Source organism: Stenotrophomonas sp. GL_111 (assembly GCF_057835245.1).
In genome coordinates this window covers 1,486,794-1,503,319 of the sequence record NZ_CM174421.1, presented here as the reverse complement: position 1 = coordinate 1,503,319, position 16,526 = coordinate 1,486,794, and the positions used below count along the sequence as shown (strand labels likewise).

The window sequence follows — 16,526 nt, the reverse complement described above, 5'->3', positions numbered from 1 at the left end:
CTCGCCTGCGCGGAACGCATCATCAGACCCGTACTCGCATCTGGTTGAGTTCCCCAAACAAAAACCCCGCCTCTCGGCGGGGTTTTTGCTTCAGCTCAACACACCACTTCTCAATGCCCACCGGCCGACGCCGCGCCCGCGCCTGCGCCGAACGGCGGCTTGGCCAGCCAGACGAATGCGATGATCGCCAGGAAGATCCAGCCCAGCAGGAAGAAGATGTCGTTGAAGCCCATCTGCGAGGCCTGGTGATTGACCATGTTGTTCAACACCGCTGCCCCGTGCTGCAGGTCGCCCTGCCCCATTGCCAGCACCTGATCCTGCACGCCCGGGGTATAGCCGGACACGTGCTCGGTGATGTGCGCATGGTGCTCCTGCGTGCGCCGCGCCCACAGCCACGTCGTCAACGACGCCGCGAAACTGCCGCCCAACGTACGCAGGAATGTCGCCAGCCCCGAGCCCGCCGCGATCTCGCGGCCGTCCAGGTCCGACAGCAGGATCTGCAGTACCGGCATGAAGAACAACGCCACGCCGATACCCATGATCAGCTGCACCCCGGCCACATGGGTGAAGTCCACCTGCAGGTTGAAACCCGAGCGCAGGAAACTGGTGAAGGACAGGAATACGAACGCGATGGTGGCCAGCATGCGCATGTCGAAACGCGAGGCGTACTTGCCCACGAACGGCGTCATGATCACCGGCAGGATTCCGATGGGCGCTGTCGCCAACCCCGCCCAGATCGCCGTGTAACCCATGTCGCGTTGCAGCCACTGCGGGATCAGCAACGACACGCTGAAGAACGCCGCATACGCCACCACCATCGCCAGCGTGCCGGCGCGGAAGTTGCGGTGCCGGAACAGGCGCAGGTCCACGATCGGATCCTTGTCGGTCAGCTCCCAGATCAGGAACACCGCCAACGCCACCACCGACACACAGGCCAGCGCCACGATCTTGGTCGACGCGAACCAGTCCTCGTCGTTGCCCAGGTCCAGCACCAGCTGCAGTGCGCCCACGCCGATCACCAGGGTGATCAGGCCCACGTAGTCCATCTTGGGCTTTTCCACCTGCTCCGGGCGCCCCTTCAACTGGTTGCCCACCACCAGCGCGGCGAAGATGCCCAGCGGCACGTTGATCAGGAAGATCCATTCCCAACTGTAGTTGTCGGTGATCCAGCCGCCCAGGATCGGGCCGCAGATCGGCGCCACCACCGTGATCATCGCCAGCAGCGCCAACGCCTGCCCGCGTTTTTCACGCGGGTAGATCGATACCAGCAGCGACTGGGTGATGGGGTACATCGGCCCGGCCACGAAACCCTGCAGCGCACGCGACAGCACCAGCATGCCCATGCTCTGGGCCAGCCCGCACAGCAGCGAGGTGATCACAAAGGCCAGCGTGGCCCAGATGAACAGCTTGCGCTCACCAAACCGGCGGCTCAGCCAACCGGTCAGCGGCAGCGCGATCGCGGTGCTCACCGCGAACGAGGTAATGACCCAGGTGGCCTGCTGCGAACTGGCGCCCAGGTTGCCGGCGATGGTGGGCAGGGACACGTTGGCGATGGTCGTGTCGAGCACCTGCATGAACGAGGCCATCGCCAGGCCAGCGGTGCACAGGGCGACATTGGCCGGCATGAAGCCGGCCGTCGCGCCTGGCGCGCCCGGAAGACCGGGCGCGGCGGGGGCTTGTGCGGACATGGTGGCCTCAGCTCGCCTTGGCCTGCTGCGGCAGGTTGCTCTGGATGATCTGGTGGATCACGTCATCGGCGCTGTGCAACTGCTTGGCATAGACATCGGTGTCGAACACCTGGCCCTTGGCATCTTCGGTCGGCAGCACGGTGCCCTTCTGGTCGCGCAGGCTCACTTCGGCCTTGATCGACAGACCAATCCGCAACGGGTGCTCGGCCAGCTGCTTGGCATCGATGGCGATGCGCACCGGCACACGCTGCACGATCTTGATCCAGTTGCCGCTGGCGTTCTGCGCCGGCAGCAGCGAGAACGCTGAGCCGGTACCCAGGCCCAGGCTGTCGATGCGGCCCTTGTACTTCACGTCACCGCCGTACAGGTCCGAGCGCAGCTCCACTTCCTGGCCCAGGCGCATGTGACGCAGCTGGGTTTCCTTGAAGTTGGCTTCCACCCACATCTGGTTGGTCGGGATCACCGCCATCAGCGCGGTACCCGGCTGCACGCGCTGGCCGACCTGCACCGAACGACGCGCAACGTAGCCGGTCACCGGGGCGACGATGCCGGTGCGGGCGTTGTTGAGATAGGCCTGGCGCAGCTGTGCGGCGGCAGCCTGCACGTCCGGCTGGGTGGCGATCACGGTGTCATCGACCAGGGCGCGGCTGCGCTCGAAGGTCTCGCGCGAACCGGCCACGGCCGCTTCGGCGCCGGCCAGCTCGTCACGCGCATGGGCGAGTTCTTCGTTGGAGATCGCACCGGTGGCGGCGAGGTCCTTGCGGCGGGCGAAGTCTTCGCGCACCCGCTTCAGGGTGACCTGGCGGGCATTCAATTCCGCCTGGGCACCTTCCACGCTGCGGTACAGGCCGCGCACCTGGCGCACGGTACCGGCGAGGTTGGCTTCGGCCTGCTGCAGCGCCACTTCGGTATCGGCCGGATCCAGCCGTACCAGCAGCTGGCCGCGCTGCACGCGCATGCCGTCATCGGCGTTGATCGCCACCACGGTACCGGCCACCAGCGGTGTGATCTGGACCTGGTTGCCCTGCACATAGGCGTCGTCGGTTTCTTCGAACCAGCGGCCGAACATGAAGTACCACAGGGTCAGCGCTGCCAGCAGCAGCACGACGATGACCAGCAGGCCGCGCAGCAGCTTGCCGCGACGGGACGGGGCTGCCGGAGCGGCAGCGGGAGCGGATGTCTGGCTCATGGAGTGTGTCTCAGGAATGCGTGGATGCAGGGGGAGCGGCGTGCGTGGCGGTGTCGCTGGAAGGCGTGAACCCGCCCCCCAGCGCCTGGCTCAGCCGGACCGAAACGAGGATCTGCTGGGACTGCAGCGTGGCCAACCGCTGCTGGGCGAGCAGCAGCTGTTCTTCCACGCTGAGCACGTCCAGATAGCTGCCGATGCCGGCGCGGTAACGCTGTTCGGCAAGGTCGTGCGCGGCGCGGGCGGTGCTGACGGCCTGCTGCTGTGCCTCGGACTGGCTGGCCAGCGAGCGCACCGCGTTGACCTGATCGGCGACATCGCGCAGCGCGTTGACCACCGACTGGTTGTAGTCGGCCACGGCCAGGTCGTACTGCGCGTCGGTCTTGTCCAGGTTGGCGCGCAGGCGGCCACCGTCGAAGATCGGCAGGCTCAGCGCCGGGCCGAGGAAGGCGAAGGTCGAGCCGCTTTTGAGCAGTTGGTCCACTTCACTGGACACCACTCCGCCGAGCGCGGTCAGGTTGAGGCTGGGATAGAACTGCGCCTTGGCCGCGTGGATCTCACGACCGGCCGCTTCCACCCGCCAGCGCGCCGCCACGATGTCCGGGCGACGGCCGAGCAGTTCGCTGGGCAGCACGCCCGGCAACTGCAGGGCCAGCGGATTGAGCACCTGCGGGCGTTCGATCTGCAGGCCACGGTCCGGGCCCTGCCCGACCAGCGCGGCCAGCGCCGTGCGCGCCTCGTCGATCTGCTGCTGCGCGGCCTGCTGCTGTTGCTGTGCCGCCGGAATACGCGCTTCGGCCTGGCGGGTCTGCAGGTCGCTGTCGATGCCGGCCTTGCGGCGCTGACGGGTCAGGTCCAGGGTCTTCTGCGCACGCGCCAGCTCTTCGCTGGCCACGTCGTGCAGCTGCCAGGCATAGCCGAGCTGGGCGTAGGCCTCGGCAATCCCCGCGGACAGGTTCAGGCGCGCGGCCTGGGCATCCACGTCGGCAGCATGGCCGCTGTCCACGGCCGCTTCCCAGGCGGCGCGCTTGCCGCCCCACAGGTCGATGCCGTAGCTGAAGCTCAGGTAGGCCTGGCCACTGCCCGCGTAGCTGCCACCGCGCTCCTCGCCGACCATCGAGGTCGGCAGGCGCACGCCGGTGTAACCACCGGAAGCGGACAGGCTGGGCAGGCGGTCGGCACGCGCGGTGCCAATCTGCGCGCGAGCCTGGCGCAGCCGCGCATCGGCCGCGTCCAGGCCCGGGTTGCGCTGCAGGCCTTCGGCGATCAGGGCATCAAGCTGGGGATCGCCCAGCGCGCGCCACCAGTCGGTGGACGGCCAGCCGGGCTGGCTCAGCCCATCGGCAGCCAGGGTGCGCTGGGTCTGCAGGCTGTCGGCGTCGAGCAGCGTGCCGTGCGGCTGCAGGCCACCGGTGCTGGCACAGGCGGCCAGCGCCAGCGCCAGCACGGACAGCAGCACCGGCCGCAGCGGGCGCAGTGAGGAAGTGCGATCAGGGATGGGAGTCATGGCGTATTGAGGGAGTCACGTACACGGGTCATGAGGGAAAGCAGCTGCGTGCGCTCGTCGCTGGACAGGTCGCGCAGGGCGAAGTCCATCGTCTGGTCGCCACGCTGCTTCAGCCGGGCCCACAACTGGCGGCCCTCGTCGGTCAGTACGATCTGCAACGCGCGCCGGTCCTGGGCGTGCGGCTCGCGGCGGACACAGCCCATCGCTTCCAGCTTGTCCAGCAGGCGGGTAACCGCACTGGGAACCTGGTCGATGGCCTGGGCCAGCTCGTTGGCGGTACACGGGGCCATGGCCGAGAGCACCTTCAGACCGATGTAATGGGTGAAGCCGATACCCAGGTTCTCTTCGGCCATCGAAGCATCCAATTGGCGGACCAGGCCGTCGCGCACCTGGCGCAGCAGCAGGCCGAAGCTGGGGGGAGTAGTGGCAGGACAGATCATGGAGCGTATTTTGTTCCAAAAATAATATTTCTCAATGGAAATATTCAATCTGGAACGATATGCTGTGTTGCAACAGACAGAACAGTGCGGGGTGGCCACCTTAATAGCCATCCCCGATGGCCCGGTATTACAATCTGGACAATGAATAGCATTTTCAGGCCAGAGGACGCTGTGCTCGCCGCCCCGTTGATCCGCCATGACGTGCTGGACTGGATCGAGCGCGATGACGGATTGCCCGTGCTGGGCTTCCAGATCGAGAGCGCGCGCGGGCTGGAGCGGGAGATCGACTGGCACCAGCACCATCGCGCCCAGCTGATCTGCGTGGAGGCCGGATTGCTCAACACCCGCACCCGCCACGGCAACTGGTCGCTGCCGCCCGGCTGCGCCGGCTGGATGCCGCCCGGCGAGCCGCACACGGTGGACATCTCCGGGCCGTTGCGCGGCTGGGGCCTGATCATCACCCCGCAGGCCGCCCGCGACCTGCCCGACGAACCCTGCGTGGTGGCCATCTCCGACCTGCTGCAGGCGCTGGCACAGCGGGTCGCGCACTGGCTGCCGGTTGCCGCCGCCGACCTGCGCCAGCAGCACATGATCGAGGTGCTGCTGGACGAGATCCGCAATGCCCCGCGCCAGCGCATGCACCTGCCGATGCCGCAGGACCGGCGCCTGCTGCGCATCGCCTCGCAGCTGATCGCCGCCCCGGCCGACAGCCGCAGCCTGGAGCAATGGGCGCAATGGGCCGGGCTGTCGCCGCGTACACTGACCCGGCACTTCCGCGATGAAACCACGCTCAGCTTCGCCCAGTGGCGCCAGCAGGCACGGCTGGCCGACGGGCTGCGCCGTCTGTCCGATGGCCAGAGCGTGTCCGACATCGCCCACGAACTGGGTTTCAGCAGCCCCAGCGCGTTCGTCACCGTGTTCCGCCGCCACTTCGGCTGCCCCCCGGGGCGCTATGTGGCACGGGCCGGCCAGCTGCTCAATCCATCACGCGGCTTGGCATCCCCGGCCGCATCCGGATAATCGTCCGCCTGCGAGGGCGACAGCCGTCGCCGTCCCTTGCCACAGGTAACAATCCCGCATGACCGATCTTGCCCGCCCCGCCTTCCACGGCTTTGAACAGTTGCCCCTGCGCGAGTACGCCGAACGGGCGTATCTGGACTACTCGATGTACGTGGTGCTCGACCGTGCACTGCCGTTCATCGGCGATGGCCTCAAGCCGGTGCAGCGCCGCATCATCTATGCGATGAGCGAGCTGGGCCTGAACGCGGCATCCAAGCCGAAGAAGTCCGCGCGTACCGTCGGTGACGTGATCGGCAAGTACCATCCGCACGGCGACAGCGCCTGCTACGAAGCCCTGGTGCTGATGGCCCAGCCGTTCTCGTACCGTTACCCGCTGATCGAAGGCCAGGGCAACTTCGGTTCCACCGACGATCCCAAGTCGTTCGCGGCGATGCGTTACACCGAATCCAAGCTGACCCCGATCGCCGAAGTGCTGCTGGGCGAAATCAGCCAAGGCACCACCGACTGGACCCCGAACTTCGACGGCACCCTGGAAGAGCCGACCTGGATGCCGGCCCGCCTGCCGCACCTGCTGCTCAACGGCACCACCGGCATCGCCGTGGGCATGGCCACCGACGTGCCGCCGCACAACCTCAACGAGATCGTCAGCGCCCTGCTGCACCTGCTCGATGACCCGGACGCCACCGTCGCCGACCTGTGCGAGCACGTGAAGGGCCCGGACTACCCGAGCTACGCAGAGATCATCACGCCGATCGCCGACCTGCGCACCCTGTATGAAACCGGCTACGGCAGCGTGCGCGCGCGGTCGACCTTCCTGAAAGAAAACGGCAACGTGGTGATCAACGCGCTGCCGTTCCAGGTATCGCCCTCCAAGGTGATCGAGCAGATCGCCGCGCAGATGCGCGCCAAGAAGCTGCCGTGGCTGGAAGACATCCGCGATGAGTCCGACCATGCCAACCCGGTACGGGTGGTGCTGGTGCCGCGCTCCAACCGCGTGGATGCAGAGCAGCTGATGGGCCACCTGTTCGCCACCACCGACCTGGAGCGCAGCTACCGGGTCAACCTCAACGTGATCGGGCTGGACGGCCGTCCGCAGGTGAAGAACCTGAAGACGCTGCTGTCGGAATGGCTGCAGTTCCGCGCCACCACCGTCACCCGCCGCCTCAACCATCGCCTGCAGAAGGTCGAGCGCCGCCTGCACCTGTTGGAAGGTTTGCTGGTGGCCTTCCTCAACCTGGATGAAGTGATCCACATCATCCGCACCGAGGATGAGCCCAAGGCGGCGCTGATCGCGCGCTTCGCGCTGAGCGAGGAACAGGCCGAGTACATCCTGGAAACCAAGCTCAAGCAGCTGGCCCGCCTGGAAGAAATGAAGATCCGCGGCGAGCAGGACGAGCTGGCCAAGGAGCGCGACAAGATCCTGTCGATCCTGGACAGCAAGGCCAAGCTGAAGAAGCTGATCCGCGACGAGCTCACCGCCGATGCCAAGAAGTTCGGCGACGCGCGTCGTTCGCCGCTGGTGCAGCGTGGCGCCGCCCAGGCCATCGATGAAACCGAGCTGGTGCCCAGCGAACCGATGACCGTGGTGCTGTCGGAGAAGGGCTGGATCCGCGCGGCCAAGGGCCACGACATGGACCCGTCCACGCTGTCCTACCGCGACGGCGATGCACTGCTGGGCGCGGTGCGCGCACGCAGTACCCAGCAGGTGGCGTTCCTGGACAGCGAGGGCCGCGCCTATTCCACGCTGATCCACACCCTGCCCTCGGCGCGTGGCAACGGTGAACCGCTGACCGGGCGCTTCTCGCCGGCCCCGGGCAGCCAGTTCCTGACCCTGGCCAGTGGCGAGAACAACACCCGCTTCGTGCTGGCCTCCACGCACGGCTACGGTTTCGTCACCCGCTTCGAAAACCTCACCGGGCGCAACAAGGCCGGCAAGGCCATGCTCAACCTGACCTCCGGCTCCAGGGTGCTGACCCCGGCCGTGGTGGGCAACCCGGAAACCGACCGCATCGTGGCGGTGACCAGCTCGGGCAACCTGCTGGCCATTCCGGCCAACGAACTGCCGGAACTGGACAAGGGCAAGGGCAACAAGATCATCGACATCCCCAAGGCCAAGCTCGCCACCGAGCGCGTGGTGGCGGTGGTATCGGTCGGCCCGGGCAACACCCTGCTGGTACGCAGCGGTACGCGCACCATGAATTTGTCCTACAAGGACCTGGAGACCTACCTGGGCACGCGTGCCACGCGTGGCCACCTGCTGCCGCGCGGTTGGCAGAAGGTGGAAGGCCTGGCGGTGGAGTAACACCACGGTGGGTGCCGACCGTTGGCCGGCACCCATCAGACACAAAAAAGCCGGGGATTTCCCCGGCTTTTTCATTCGTCGCTGGCGGGCGGATGCTGGCGGGCGGACGACGGATTCTGCAGCGTGCTGGCGAAGGCTGGCTGGCGGGCAGAACCCAATGGAAGTGCTGCCGTGGGGAGGATGCGCAACGGCGCATCACCGCGCATTCAATGCGCGGCCGTCCCCTTGGCGTCCATCTTGCTGGTCTGGTACAGCGCCAGCCCGATCCGCTTGATCAGGCCCAGCTGCTGCTCCAGCCACCAGGCGTGGTCTTCTTCGGTGTCCTTCAACTGCACCAGCAGCATGTCGCGGCTGACATAGTCCTGGTGCTGCTCGCACAGCTTCATGCCGGCAGCGAGGTTGTTGCGCACGCTGTACTCGGTTTCCAGATCCTTCTGCAGCATCTCTTCCACGGTCACGCCGGGTTCGAACGTATGCGGGCGCATGTCCGGATCACCCCCGAGGAACAGGATGCGACGCAGCAGCGCATCGGCGTGCTGGGTCTCTTCTTCCATCTCATGGTTGAGGCGCTCGTACAGCGCGAACAGCCCCTGATCTTCGTAGCGGCGCGAATGGATGAAGTACTGGTCGCGCGCAGCCAATTCGCCGCGCAGCAGTTCCTTCAGGCAGGCGATGACGTCCGGATGGCCTTTCATGGTGGGGAGCTCCTGTGGATCAATGGCGCACATGGTGCCGCATTCGGAAATCCAATGATCTAATCGGAATCAGTTGCAGTTGCGCTCGCAGCCCCCCGCTCCACCCTACAATCCGGAGACAACCTCACCGGGAAGCGCGGCATGCGTCGTTGGCTCAAGCGGGTGCTGTGGCTGTCGCTGCTGGTCGTGCTCATTGCCCTGGCCAGCCTGTGGTGGCTGCTGCACGGCAGCCTGGCCACGCTGGAGGGCCAGCAGGGGCTGGGCGGGCTGCGGGCACCGGCGACGATCAGCCGCGATGCGCTGGGCGTGGTCACCATCGAGGCTGCCAACGAGGCCGACGCGCTGCGCGCCCTGGGCTTCGTGCATGCCCAGGAACGCTACTTCGAGATGGACCTGATGCGCCGCGCGGCGGCCGGTGAGCTGGCCGAGCTGTTCGGCCCCGCCGCCGTCCCGGCAGACCAGCGGATGCGTGTGCACCGGCTGCGCGCAGGCACCCAGGCCCACCTGGCCAACGCCGCCGGGGCCCGGCCGGAGCGGCTGCAGGCCTACGTCGAGGGCGTCAACAGCGGCCTGAATGGGCTGCAGGTGCGGCCCTGGCCGTACCTGCTGCTGCGCCAGCCGCCGGCTGCCTGGACCCCCACCGACAGCATCCTGACCGGGCTGGCGATGTACGCCGACCTGCAGGACCCGACCAACCAGAGCGAACTGGCGATGGCGCGGATCCGCGCGGTGGTGCCGCCGGCGTTGTACGCCCTGCTCAGCCACGACGGCAGTGAATGGGATGCGCCGCTGTTCGGCGCCGCACGCGGCAATGCGACGCTGCCCGACGCTACCCAGCTGGACCTGCGCACGCTGGCCACCGGCCCGGCGGCCGGCCATGCCGAGCCCGACGTGCACGGCAGCAACAATTTCGCCGTGGCCGGCGCGTTGACCGCCGACGGCCGCGCGATCGTGGCCGACGACATGCACCTGGGCCTGCGCGCGCCCAACCTGTGGTTCCGGGTGCGGCTGCGTTACGCCGACCCGCAGGCCGTGGGCGGCAGGGTCGATGTCAGCGGTTTCTCGCTGCCGGGCTTGCCCGCGATCGTGGTGGGCAGCAACGGCCATGTGGCCTGGGGCTTCACCAACAGCTACATCGACAACGCCGATTTCGTCGCAGTGCCCGCGCATGCACCTGGCAGCATGGACGGCATCACGACCTACCCCGAACGCATCCGCGTGGCCGGTGGCGCCGACGTGGTGATGCAGGTCCGCGAAACCGCTTGGGGCCCGATCCTGCACGCACGCGCCGACGGCAGTGGCGAGGCGCTGCGCTGGACCGCCCAGTTGCCCGGCGCGATCCGCCTGGACTTCACCGACATGGCGCGCGCACGCAGCCTCGACGATGCCCTGCGCATCGCCGACCGCTCCGGCATTCCCACCCAGAACCTGCTGATCGCCGATGCACACGGCCGTATCGCGTGGCGGCTGATCGGCGCGCGCCCGGACCGTAGCGCCGATTGCCCGCCCGCCGGTCTGCAGACCGCAGTCGCGGCACACTGCGCGCCCTGGCCGATCCACAGCGACCAGTCGCCGGCGCTGATCGATCCGCCTTCGCACCGGCTGTGGACCGCCAATGGCCGGGTGCTCGACGGCGACGCGCTGGCCGAGGTCGGCAACGCCGGCTATGACCTGGGCGCGCGCGGCCGGCAGATCCGCGATGACCTCAACGCACGCGACCGCTTCAGCGAAGCCGACCTGCTGGCGATCCAGCTCGATGATCGCGCCGTGTTCCTGCAACGCTGGTGGGTGCTGCTGCGCGAGGTGGTCAGCCACAGCGACGACCCCGCGCTGAAGCGGTTGGAAGCCGCCAGCCGACACTGGGACGGGCATGCCAGCACCGATTCGGTGAGCTACCGGATCGCGCGCGGTTTCCGTGGCATGGTGCTGGACACGGTCTCGGCCAGCCTGTTGGCCCCGGCCAAGCGACAGCTCGGCGAGCAGTACCTGGAACCGCGCCTGGCGCAGATCGAAGGCGTGCTGTGGCCGCTGGTCAGCGAACGCCCCGCGCATCTGCTGCCCACCGCGTATGCAAGTTGGGATGCGCTGCTGGCCGATGCGGCGAAACAGCTGGACGCCGACCTTGCCGCACAGGACGGTCCTTTGGCCAAGCGCACCTGGGGCGAGCGCAACACCGCCGCGATCTGCCACCCGGTCAGCCGCGCCCTGCCCGCTTTCAGCAAACGCTGGTTGTGCATGCCCGCCGACCCGCTGCCCGGCGACCGCGACATGCCGCGCGTGCAGGGCCCCGCCTTCGGCGCATCACAACGGATGGTGGTCTCGCCCGGTCACGAAGCCGACGGCCTGGTGCACATGCCGGGCGGCCAGAGCGGCCACCCGCTGTCGCCGTTCTGGGGCGCCGGGCACGAGGACTGGGTAAAGGGCACCCCGACCCCGTTCCTGCCGGGTGCAACCGTCTACACCTTGAAGCTGGTGCCCACCACCAACCGGTAGTGCCGGCCGCTGGCCGGCAAATGGCGTACCGACCAACGGTCGGTACCCACCGCGGTCCCACCGCGCCCCACCACCCCCTACCGCGCGCGGCGCTCCATCCACCCCAGCAGGGGCCCGGTCATCGCCGTGGTCACCAGCGCCATGATCACCAGCACCGCGAACAGGCGGTCGCCGAGGAAACCCAGTTCGTAGCCCAGGTTGAGCACGATCAGTTCCATCAGCCCGCGGGTGTTCATCAGCGCACCCAGTTTCCAGGCCTCATGGTTGCCCATGCCCGCGCTGCGCGCCGCGCCCCAGGTGCCCAGCAGCTTGCCCAGCGTCGCCACCGCAATGACCACCAGACACAGCACCAGGTCGCTGGCCTGCAGCGCGTCAGCACGCATGCGCAGGCCGGTCATGGCGAAGAACAGCGGCAACAACAGCGTCACGGCGAACGGCTCGACCCGGCTCGCCACGGTGTGGCGCAAGGTGGCATTGCCGGAGACGGCCACGCCGGCCGCGAACGCACCGAACAACGCATGGATGCCGAGCATCTCGGTCACCAGCGCACAGCCCAGTGCCATCAACAGCATGATCAGCAGCCAGCGTCCTTCCTGTCCCGGCGCGATCGTCTGTCGCGAGAACCACGGCCGCACCACGCCCAGCATCACGCCGACGAACAGCACCACGCAGGCCAGGTTGATCGTGGCCGGCACCCAGCCCTGCGCCTGCGTTGCCGCCACGATCAGCGCCAGCAGGCACCACGCGGTGGCATCGCCGAGCGCGGCGCAGGCAATGGCGGTCTGCCCCAACGGGGTGCGGCTGATACCGCGGTCGGCCAGGATCCGCAGCAGCACCGGGAAGGCGGTGATGCTCAGCGAAATCCCCACGAACAAGGCGAAACCGGTGAAGCCGACCCCGCGGGGCGCATGCGCGCCGTACAACCCGATCGCCAGCAGTACGCCGAGCACGAACGGCAGTGCGATCCCGGCATGGCTGATCACGAACGCAAAACGGCGCCGACCGCGCAGACCGCCCAGGTCCAGCTCGGCACCGGCGACCAGCAGGAACATCAGCACGCCCAGCTGGCTGAGCAGGCCCAACGATCCCAGCGACGCCGCCGGGAACAGCACGCCATGCACCTGCGGCAACACCGCGCCCAGCACCAGCGGCCCCATCATCAGGCCGGCCGCCATCTCACCGATCACGGCGGGCTGCCCCGCCTTGCGGAACAGCCAGCCGGCGCCCTTGGCCACCAGCAGCAGCACCAGCAGCTGCAACAGGAACAGGCCCAGCGGCGCGTGCAGGTGCGCGGCCCAGTCGGCGCCGAGCGAGGATTCCGCGCGCGCCACCTGTGCCGCGACGCCCGGGCCGGCATAGCGCGCCAGCCCCACGCCGATGATCAGCGGCAGCACCACCCATCCCAGGTAACGCCATGCCAGCCCGCTACGGCGCATGCCGCGGGTGTCTGCTTCCATTGCCGATCCCCATCGATTGAGGCGTCAATTCTACGGGCGCTACGCGCGCAAACGCGCAGCGCCCCGGCGATGGCTCAGGTCAGCGCCTGCGCATGCACGCCGGCCACGGCGCGCCCGGACGGGTCGGCCATGCTCGCGAAGCTGGCATCCCAGGCAATCGCCGCCGGCGAGGAGCAGGCAATCGACTTGCCCCCCGGCACCGTCTCGGCCGCGGCCTGGGTGGGGAAGTACTGCTCGAACACGTGGCGGTAGTAGTAGGCCTCCTTGGTCTGCGGCGGGTTGTGCACGAAGCGCTTGTCGGCCGCGGCCATCACCCGGTCGCTGACCTGGGTTTCGGCATGCGCCTTGAGCCCGTCGATCCAGCCATAGCCGACGCCGTCGCTGAACTGCTCCTTCTGCCGCCACAGGATCGACTCCGGCAGGTAGCCCTCGAACGCTTCGCGCAGCACGGCCTTCTCAATCCGGCGTGCGCCCTGTGGGCCCTGCCCGACCATTTTGTGTTTCGCATCGATGCGCATGGCCACATCGAGGAATTCGCGGTCCAGGAACGGCACGCGCGGCTCCACACCCCAGGCCATCATCGACTTGTTGGCGCGCAGGCAGTCGTAGTTGTTGAGTGCGTCGAGCTTGCGCACCAGTTCTTCATGGAATTCACGCGCGTTCGGCGCCTTGTGGAAGTACAGGTAGCCACCGAAGATTTCATCGCTGCCCTCGCCGGACAGCACCATCTTCACCCCCATCGCCTTGATCCGGCGTGCCAGCAGGAACATCGGGGTGGAGGCGCGGATGGTGGTGACATCGTAGGTTTCCACATGCCGGATCACCTCCGGCAGCGCGTCCAGGCCTTCTTCGAAGGTGTATTCGAAGCCGTGGTGCACGGTGCCCAGCGCCTCGGCGGCGATGGCGGCCGCGGCCAGGTCGGGTGAACCTTTCAGGCCGATCGCGAAGGAGTGCAGGCGCGGCCACCACGCTTCGCTCTGGTCGCCGTCCTCGATACGGTGGCGGGCATAGCGCGCGGCCACGGCTGCCACCAGCGAGGAATCCAGGCCGCCGGACAGCAGCACGCCGTAGGGCACGTCGGTCATCAGCTGGCGATGCACCGCACGTTCAAACGCTTCACGCAGCGCCGCGCGGTCGGCCTCGACACCTTCCACCGCGTCGTAGTCACGCCAGGGGCGTTCGTAGTAGCGGGTGAGCGTGTCGGTGGCGCTGTCGTAGTAGTGCCCCGGCGGGAACTGGGCCGCATCGGCGCAGACATCCACCAGCGACTTCAGCTCGGAGGCCACCACCAGCCGGCCCGCCTTGTCATGGCCCCAGTACAGCGGCACCACCCCGATCGGGTCGCGCGCGATCAGCACGCGCTGCTGCGCCCGGTCCCACAGGGCGAAGGCGAAGATGCCGTTGAGGCGGTTCAGGAACGCGGCCGGGCGGTCTTCACGGTACAGCGCGTTGATCACTTCGCAGTCCGAGCCGGTCTGGAAGGCATAGGGCTGGGCCAGTTCGGCCTTCAGCTCGCGATGGTTGTAGATCTCACCGTTGACCGCCAGGGCCAGGCCGCCATCCTCGGACAGCAGCGGCTGCGAGCCACCGGCCGGGTCGACGATGGCCAGCCGCTCGTGGACCAGGATGGCACCGTCATCCACGTACACCCCGCTCCAGTCGGGGCCGCGATGGCGCTGGCGCTGGGACAGCTCCAGGCAGTGGCGGCGCAGGGCCGGAAGGTCGTCGCCGGGTTGCAGGCCGAACAGGCCGAAGATCGAACACATGGGAGCAGCTCCTGATGATGGGGGATACACGGGGTGCAGCGATCCGAGCGGCCAAAAAAAAACCCGCATCGGCCGATGCGGGTTTTCTGAGGTTCGGGCGTGTTGCTTGTACTAGCCCTGGTCGCAGTCCCGCAGTAGCCGCGCACGATTATTCGCGCGCAGATTGCTGCGGTTGTTATTGACGGCGGTGGCCAGGAACGAGGACATGGATCCGACCGTAACCGGGTTTGGGCGGCGGTGCAACTGTTGCGATGGCAACCATGCCGACAGCCCGGGACAACCCCGCACCGTGGCCGCAGGCGATAATCACGCCCCCCTGTACGACCCGGCTGGCATGAACCTTCGCATCGGACGCATCGCTTCACGGCTGGGCGGCATCGCCCTCAGCCTCGCCCTGGTCGCCTGCAGCAGTACCCCCGCGCGGACGCCGGCCAGCATCGCCCAGGCGCTGGCGGTGAAGGCCGCCGACGGCAGCTTCGACAGTGCCTGGGAGGCCGCCAGAACCTACGAGCAGTTCAACGATCCGCGCGCGGTGGGCGCGTACGAACGGGCTGTCGCCGTCACCCCGTGGACGTTGCAGAACGCCCGCGCCGAAGAGGCGCTGGGCCGGATCTGGAGCACCGGCGAGCTGCTGCATGGCGACGGCCCGAACATCGTCCAGGGGGCCGCGCTGCGCCCCTCGCCACGCAAGGCCGAGCGCTGGTATCGCGCTGCGGCCGAGCACGGCAATCCGATGGCCATGCTGATGCTGGCCCGGTTCCACCGCGAACGTGGCGAAGCGGCCAGCGCCCTGCGCTGGGACCTGCGCGCGACGATCTACAACCACATGTCGTCCGAATCCTCGCGGCTGCCGCAGGCGATCGCGGCGCAGCCCGATGGCACGCTGCATCCGTTGGTCGTCCAGATCCAGACCCGCGCCCAACGCGGCGATGCCAATGCCCAGGTGGATCTGGGCGCACTGTATGAAACCGGCATGGGTCTGCCGCGCGATGGCCTGCAGGCACTGCACTGGTATCGGCTGGCGGCCGACCAGGGCAACGTCTACGGCCAGTACTTCAGCGGCCTGCTGCTTGGCCGTGGACGCGCCGGCGTGACCCGTGATCTGGACGCGGCCGCTGGCTGGTTCGCCAAGGCGCAGGCCCAGCAGTTCTACCTGGCCGGCGAAACGTTCTGGCGCGACAGAATCAAAACACCGTTCTGGACCTTCGACTGACGGGCCGGGTTTGTACACATTCCGTCGCCGCCTTCAAGGCTGCCGCTGCGCCGGCACATCGCACAGAATGAGGGCATGAATACCGCCACCTTCCGCGATGACATCATCACCCGCGCGCGCATGCAGGCCATCATCGCCGCGCATCCCCGTGCAGCCATTTTCGAAGGCTGCACGTTCGACAACGGCGACTTCTCGCGGCTGGACATGGACGGGTTCCAGTTCAACCAGTGCTCGGTTGCCAGCGCGTCCTGGCTGGCCGCCTCACTGGAGGAAAGCCAGTGGACGAAATGCCGGGGCAGCCAGTGCGATTTCAGCTCGGCCCTGCTCAGCGACGCGCGCTTTGCGCATTGCGATCTCAACAACAGCCACTGGCGTCGCGCGACGCTGTCCTCGGTGCAGTTCCAGGACTGCAAGCTGACCGGTGCGCACCTGCAGGAGGTGACCGGTTGGGCACTGGAATTCCGCGATTGCCTGCTGGTCAGCGCCGACCTGCGCGGGCTGTCGTTCCGCAAGGCACAGTTGGACGGCATGGATTTTTCCGAGGCCGAGCTGTCCGGCTGCGATTTCCGCGATGCGGTGTTCAACGGTGGCAGCCTGCGCAATGCGCAGACACGGCTCACGCGTTTTGAAGGCGCGGACCTGCGCGGCACCGACATCAGCGGGCTCAACGTGATGGACGCCAAGCTGTTCAAGAAGGCGGTGATTTCGCAGCGCCAGGCGGCTGCGGCGCTGGCCGCGTTCGGGCTGATCGTGGCCTAG

The 16,526-nt window shown here is 67.7% G+C and carries 12 protein-coding genes; 5 read left to right on the top strand and 7 right to left on the bottom strand.

Going from position 1 to position 16,526, the window contains the following annotated elements; all coding sequences use genetic code 11:
- Positions 1–110 precede the first annotated feature (110 nt).
- The 4 genes from AC3IPM_RS06785 to AC3IPM_RS06770 are packed head-to-tail and all read right to left on the bottom strand — an operon-like array spanning position 111 to position 4,821.
- On the bottom strand, positions 111–1,688 hold the full coding sequence (locus AC3IPM_RS06785; RefSeq protein WP_489303202.1) for a DHA2 family efflux MFS transporter permease subunit: 1,578 nt from the start codon (positions 1,686–1,688) through the stop codon (positions 111–113).
- Positions 1,689–1,695: 7 nt separating this feature from the next.
- Positions 1,696–2,877, bottom strand: coding sequence for a multidrug efflux MFS transporter periplasmic adaptor subunit EmrA (gene emrA, locus AC3IPM_RS06780; RefSeq protein WP_489303201.1), 1,182 nt, complete (start codon positions 2,875–2,877; stop codon positions 1,696–1,698).
- Between the two features lie 10 nt (positions 2,878–2,887).
- Positions 2,888–4,381 carry an efflux transporter outer membrane subunit gene (locus AC3IPM_RS06775; protein ID WP_489303200.1) on the bottom strand — a complete coding sequence of 498 codons (1,494 nt, stop codon included), beginning with the start codon at positions 4,379–4,381 and terminating at the stop codon, positions 2,888–2,890.
- Positions 4,378–4,821: a MarR family winged helix-turn-helix transcriptional regulator gene (locus AC3IPM_RS06770; protein WP_489303199.1), complete on the bottom strand. Its 444-nt coding sequence runs from the start codon at positions 4,819–4,821 to the stop codon at positions 4,378–4,380. The genes AC3IPM_RS06775 and AC3IPM_RS06770 overlap by 4 nt, the downstream gene beginning before the upstream one ends.
- Positions 4,822–4,962: 141 nt before the next feature.
- Between AC3IPM_RS06770 and AC3IPM_RS06765 the strand changes: the two genes are divergently transcribed.
- Both AC3IPM_RS06765 and parC read left to right on the top strand, forming a co-directional pair.
- Entirely contained in the window at positions 4,963–5,841 is an 879-nt protein-coding gene (locus AC3IPM_RS06765) for an AraC family transcriptional regulator (protein ID WP_489303198.1), read from the top strand.
- Between the two features lie 58 nt (positions 5,842–5,899).
- Positions 5,900–8,143, top strand: coding sequence for a DNA topoisomerase IV subunit A (gene parC, locus AC3IPM_RS06760; protein WP_489303197.1), 2,244 nt, complete (start codon positions 5,900–5,902; stop codon positions 8,141–8,143).
- Between the two features lie 206 nt (positions 8,144–8,349).
- Here the strand turns inward: parC and bfr are convergent, their stop codons facing one another.
- The gene (bfr, locus tag AC3IPM_RS06755) at positions 8,350–8,838 is read right to left on the bottom strand and encodes a bacterioferritin (RefSeq protein ID WP_489303196.1); all 489 of its coding nucleotides are present in this window, start codon (positions 8,836–8,838) and stop codon (positions 8,350–8,352) included.
- Between the two features lie 141 nt (positions 8,839–8,979).
- Between bfr and AC3IPM_RS06750 the strand changes: the two genes are divergently transcribed.
- On the top strand, positions 8,980–11,331 hold the full coding sequence (locus tag AC3IPM_RS06750; RefSeq protein ID WP_489303195.1) for a penicillin acylase family protein: 2,352 nt from the start codon (positions 8,980–8,982) through the stop codon (positions 11,329–11,331).
- 77 nt (positions 11,332–11,408) lie between these two features.
- Here AC3IPM_RS06750 and AC3IPM_RS06745 read toward each other — a convergent pair whose 3' ends face one another.
- The gene (locus tag AC3IPM_RS06745) at positions 11,409–12,788 is read right to left on the bottom strand and encodes a cation:proton antiporter (RefSeq protein ID WP_489303194.1); all 1,380 of its coding nucleotides are present in this window, start codon (positions 12,786–12,788) and stop codon (positions 11,409–11,411) included.
- A gap of 74 nt (positions 12,789–12,862) precedes the next feature.
- Entirely contained in the window at positions 12,863–14,554 is a 1,692-nt protein-coding gene (asnB, locus tag AC3IPM_RS06740; protein ID WP_489303193.1) for an asparagine synthase B, read from the bottom strand.
- A 334-nt stretch (positions 14,555–14,888) separates the two neighbouring features.
- On the opposite strand from asnB, the gene AC3IPM_RS06735 reads away from it, so the two are divergent.
- Together AC3IPM_RS06735 and AC3IPM_RS06730 are read left to right on the top strand one after the other, a co-directional pair.
- Positions 14,889–15,767, top strand: coding sequence for a tetratricopeptide repeat protein (locus tag AC3IPM_RS06735; RefSeq protein ID WP_489303192.1), 879 nt, complete (start codon positions 14,889–14,891; stop codon positions 15,765–15,767).
- A 75-nt stretch (positions 15,768–15,842) separates the two neighbouring features.
- The gene (locus tag AC3IPM_RS06730; RefSeq protein ID WP_489303191.1) at positions 15,843–16,526 is read left to right on the top strand and encodes a pentapeptide repeat-containing protein; all 684 of its coding nucleotides are present in this window, start codon (positions 15,843–15,845) and stop codon (positions 16,524–16,526) included.

Coding starts and splice junctions, on each gene's coding strand:
- AC3IPM_RS06785 (WP_489303202.1), bottom strand. CDS start 1,688: ATGTCCGCACAAGCCCCCGCCGCGCCCGGTCTTCCGGGCGCGCCAGGC.
- asnB (WP_489303193.1), bottom strand. CDS start 14,554: ATGTGTTCGATCTTCGGCCTGTTCGGCCTGCAACCCGGCGACGACCTT.
- AC3IPM_RS06735 (WP_489303192.1), top strand. CDS start 14,889: ATGAACCTTCGCATCGGACGCATCGCTTCACGGCTGGGCGGCATCGCC.
- AC3IPM_RS06750 (WP_489303195.1), top strand. CDS start 8,980: ATGCGTCGTTGGCTCAAGCGGGTGCTGTGGCTGTCGCTGCTGGTCGTG.
- AC3IPM_RS06770 (WP_489303199.1), bottom strand. CDS start 4,821: ATGATCTGTCCTGCCACTACTCCCCCCAGCTTCGGCCTGCTGCTGCGC.
- AC3IPM_RS06730 (WP_489303191.1), top strand. CDS start 15,843: ATGAATACCGCCACCTTCCGCGATGACATCATCACCCGCGCGCGCATG.
- AC3IPM_RS06745 (WP_489303194.1), bottom strand. CDS start 12,788: ATGGAAGCAGACACCCGCGGCATGCGCCGTAGCGGGCTGGCATGGCGT.
- parC (WP_489303197.1), top strand. CDS start 5,900: ATGACCGATCTTGCCCGCCCCGCCTTCCACGGCTTTGAACAGTTGCCC.
- AC3IPM_RS06765 (WP_489303198.1), top strand. CDS start 4,963: ATGAATAGCATTTTCAGGCCAGAGGACGCTGTGCTCGCCGCCCCGTTG.
- emrA (WP_489303201.1), bottom strand. CDS start 2,877: ATGAGCCAGACATCCGCTCCCGCTGCCGCTCCGGCAGCCCCGTCCCGT.
- bfr (WP_489303196.1), bottom strand. CDS start 8,838: ATGAAAGGCCATCCGGACGTCATCGCCTGCCTGAAGGAACTGCTGCGC.
- AC3IPM_RS06775 (WP_489303200.1), bottom strand. CDS start 4,381: ATGACTCCCATCCCTGATCGCACTTCCTCACTGCGCCCGCTGCGGCCG.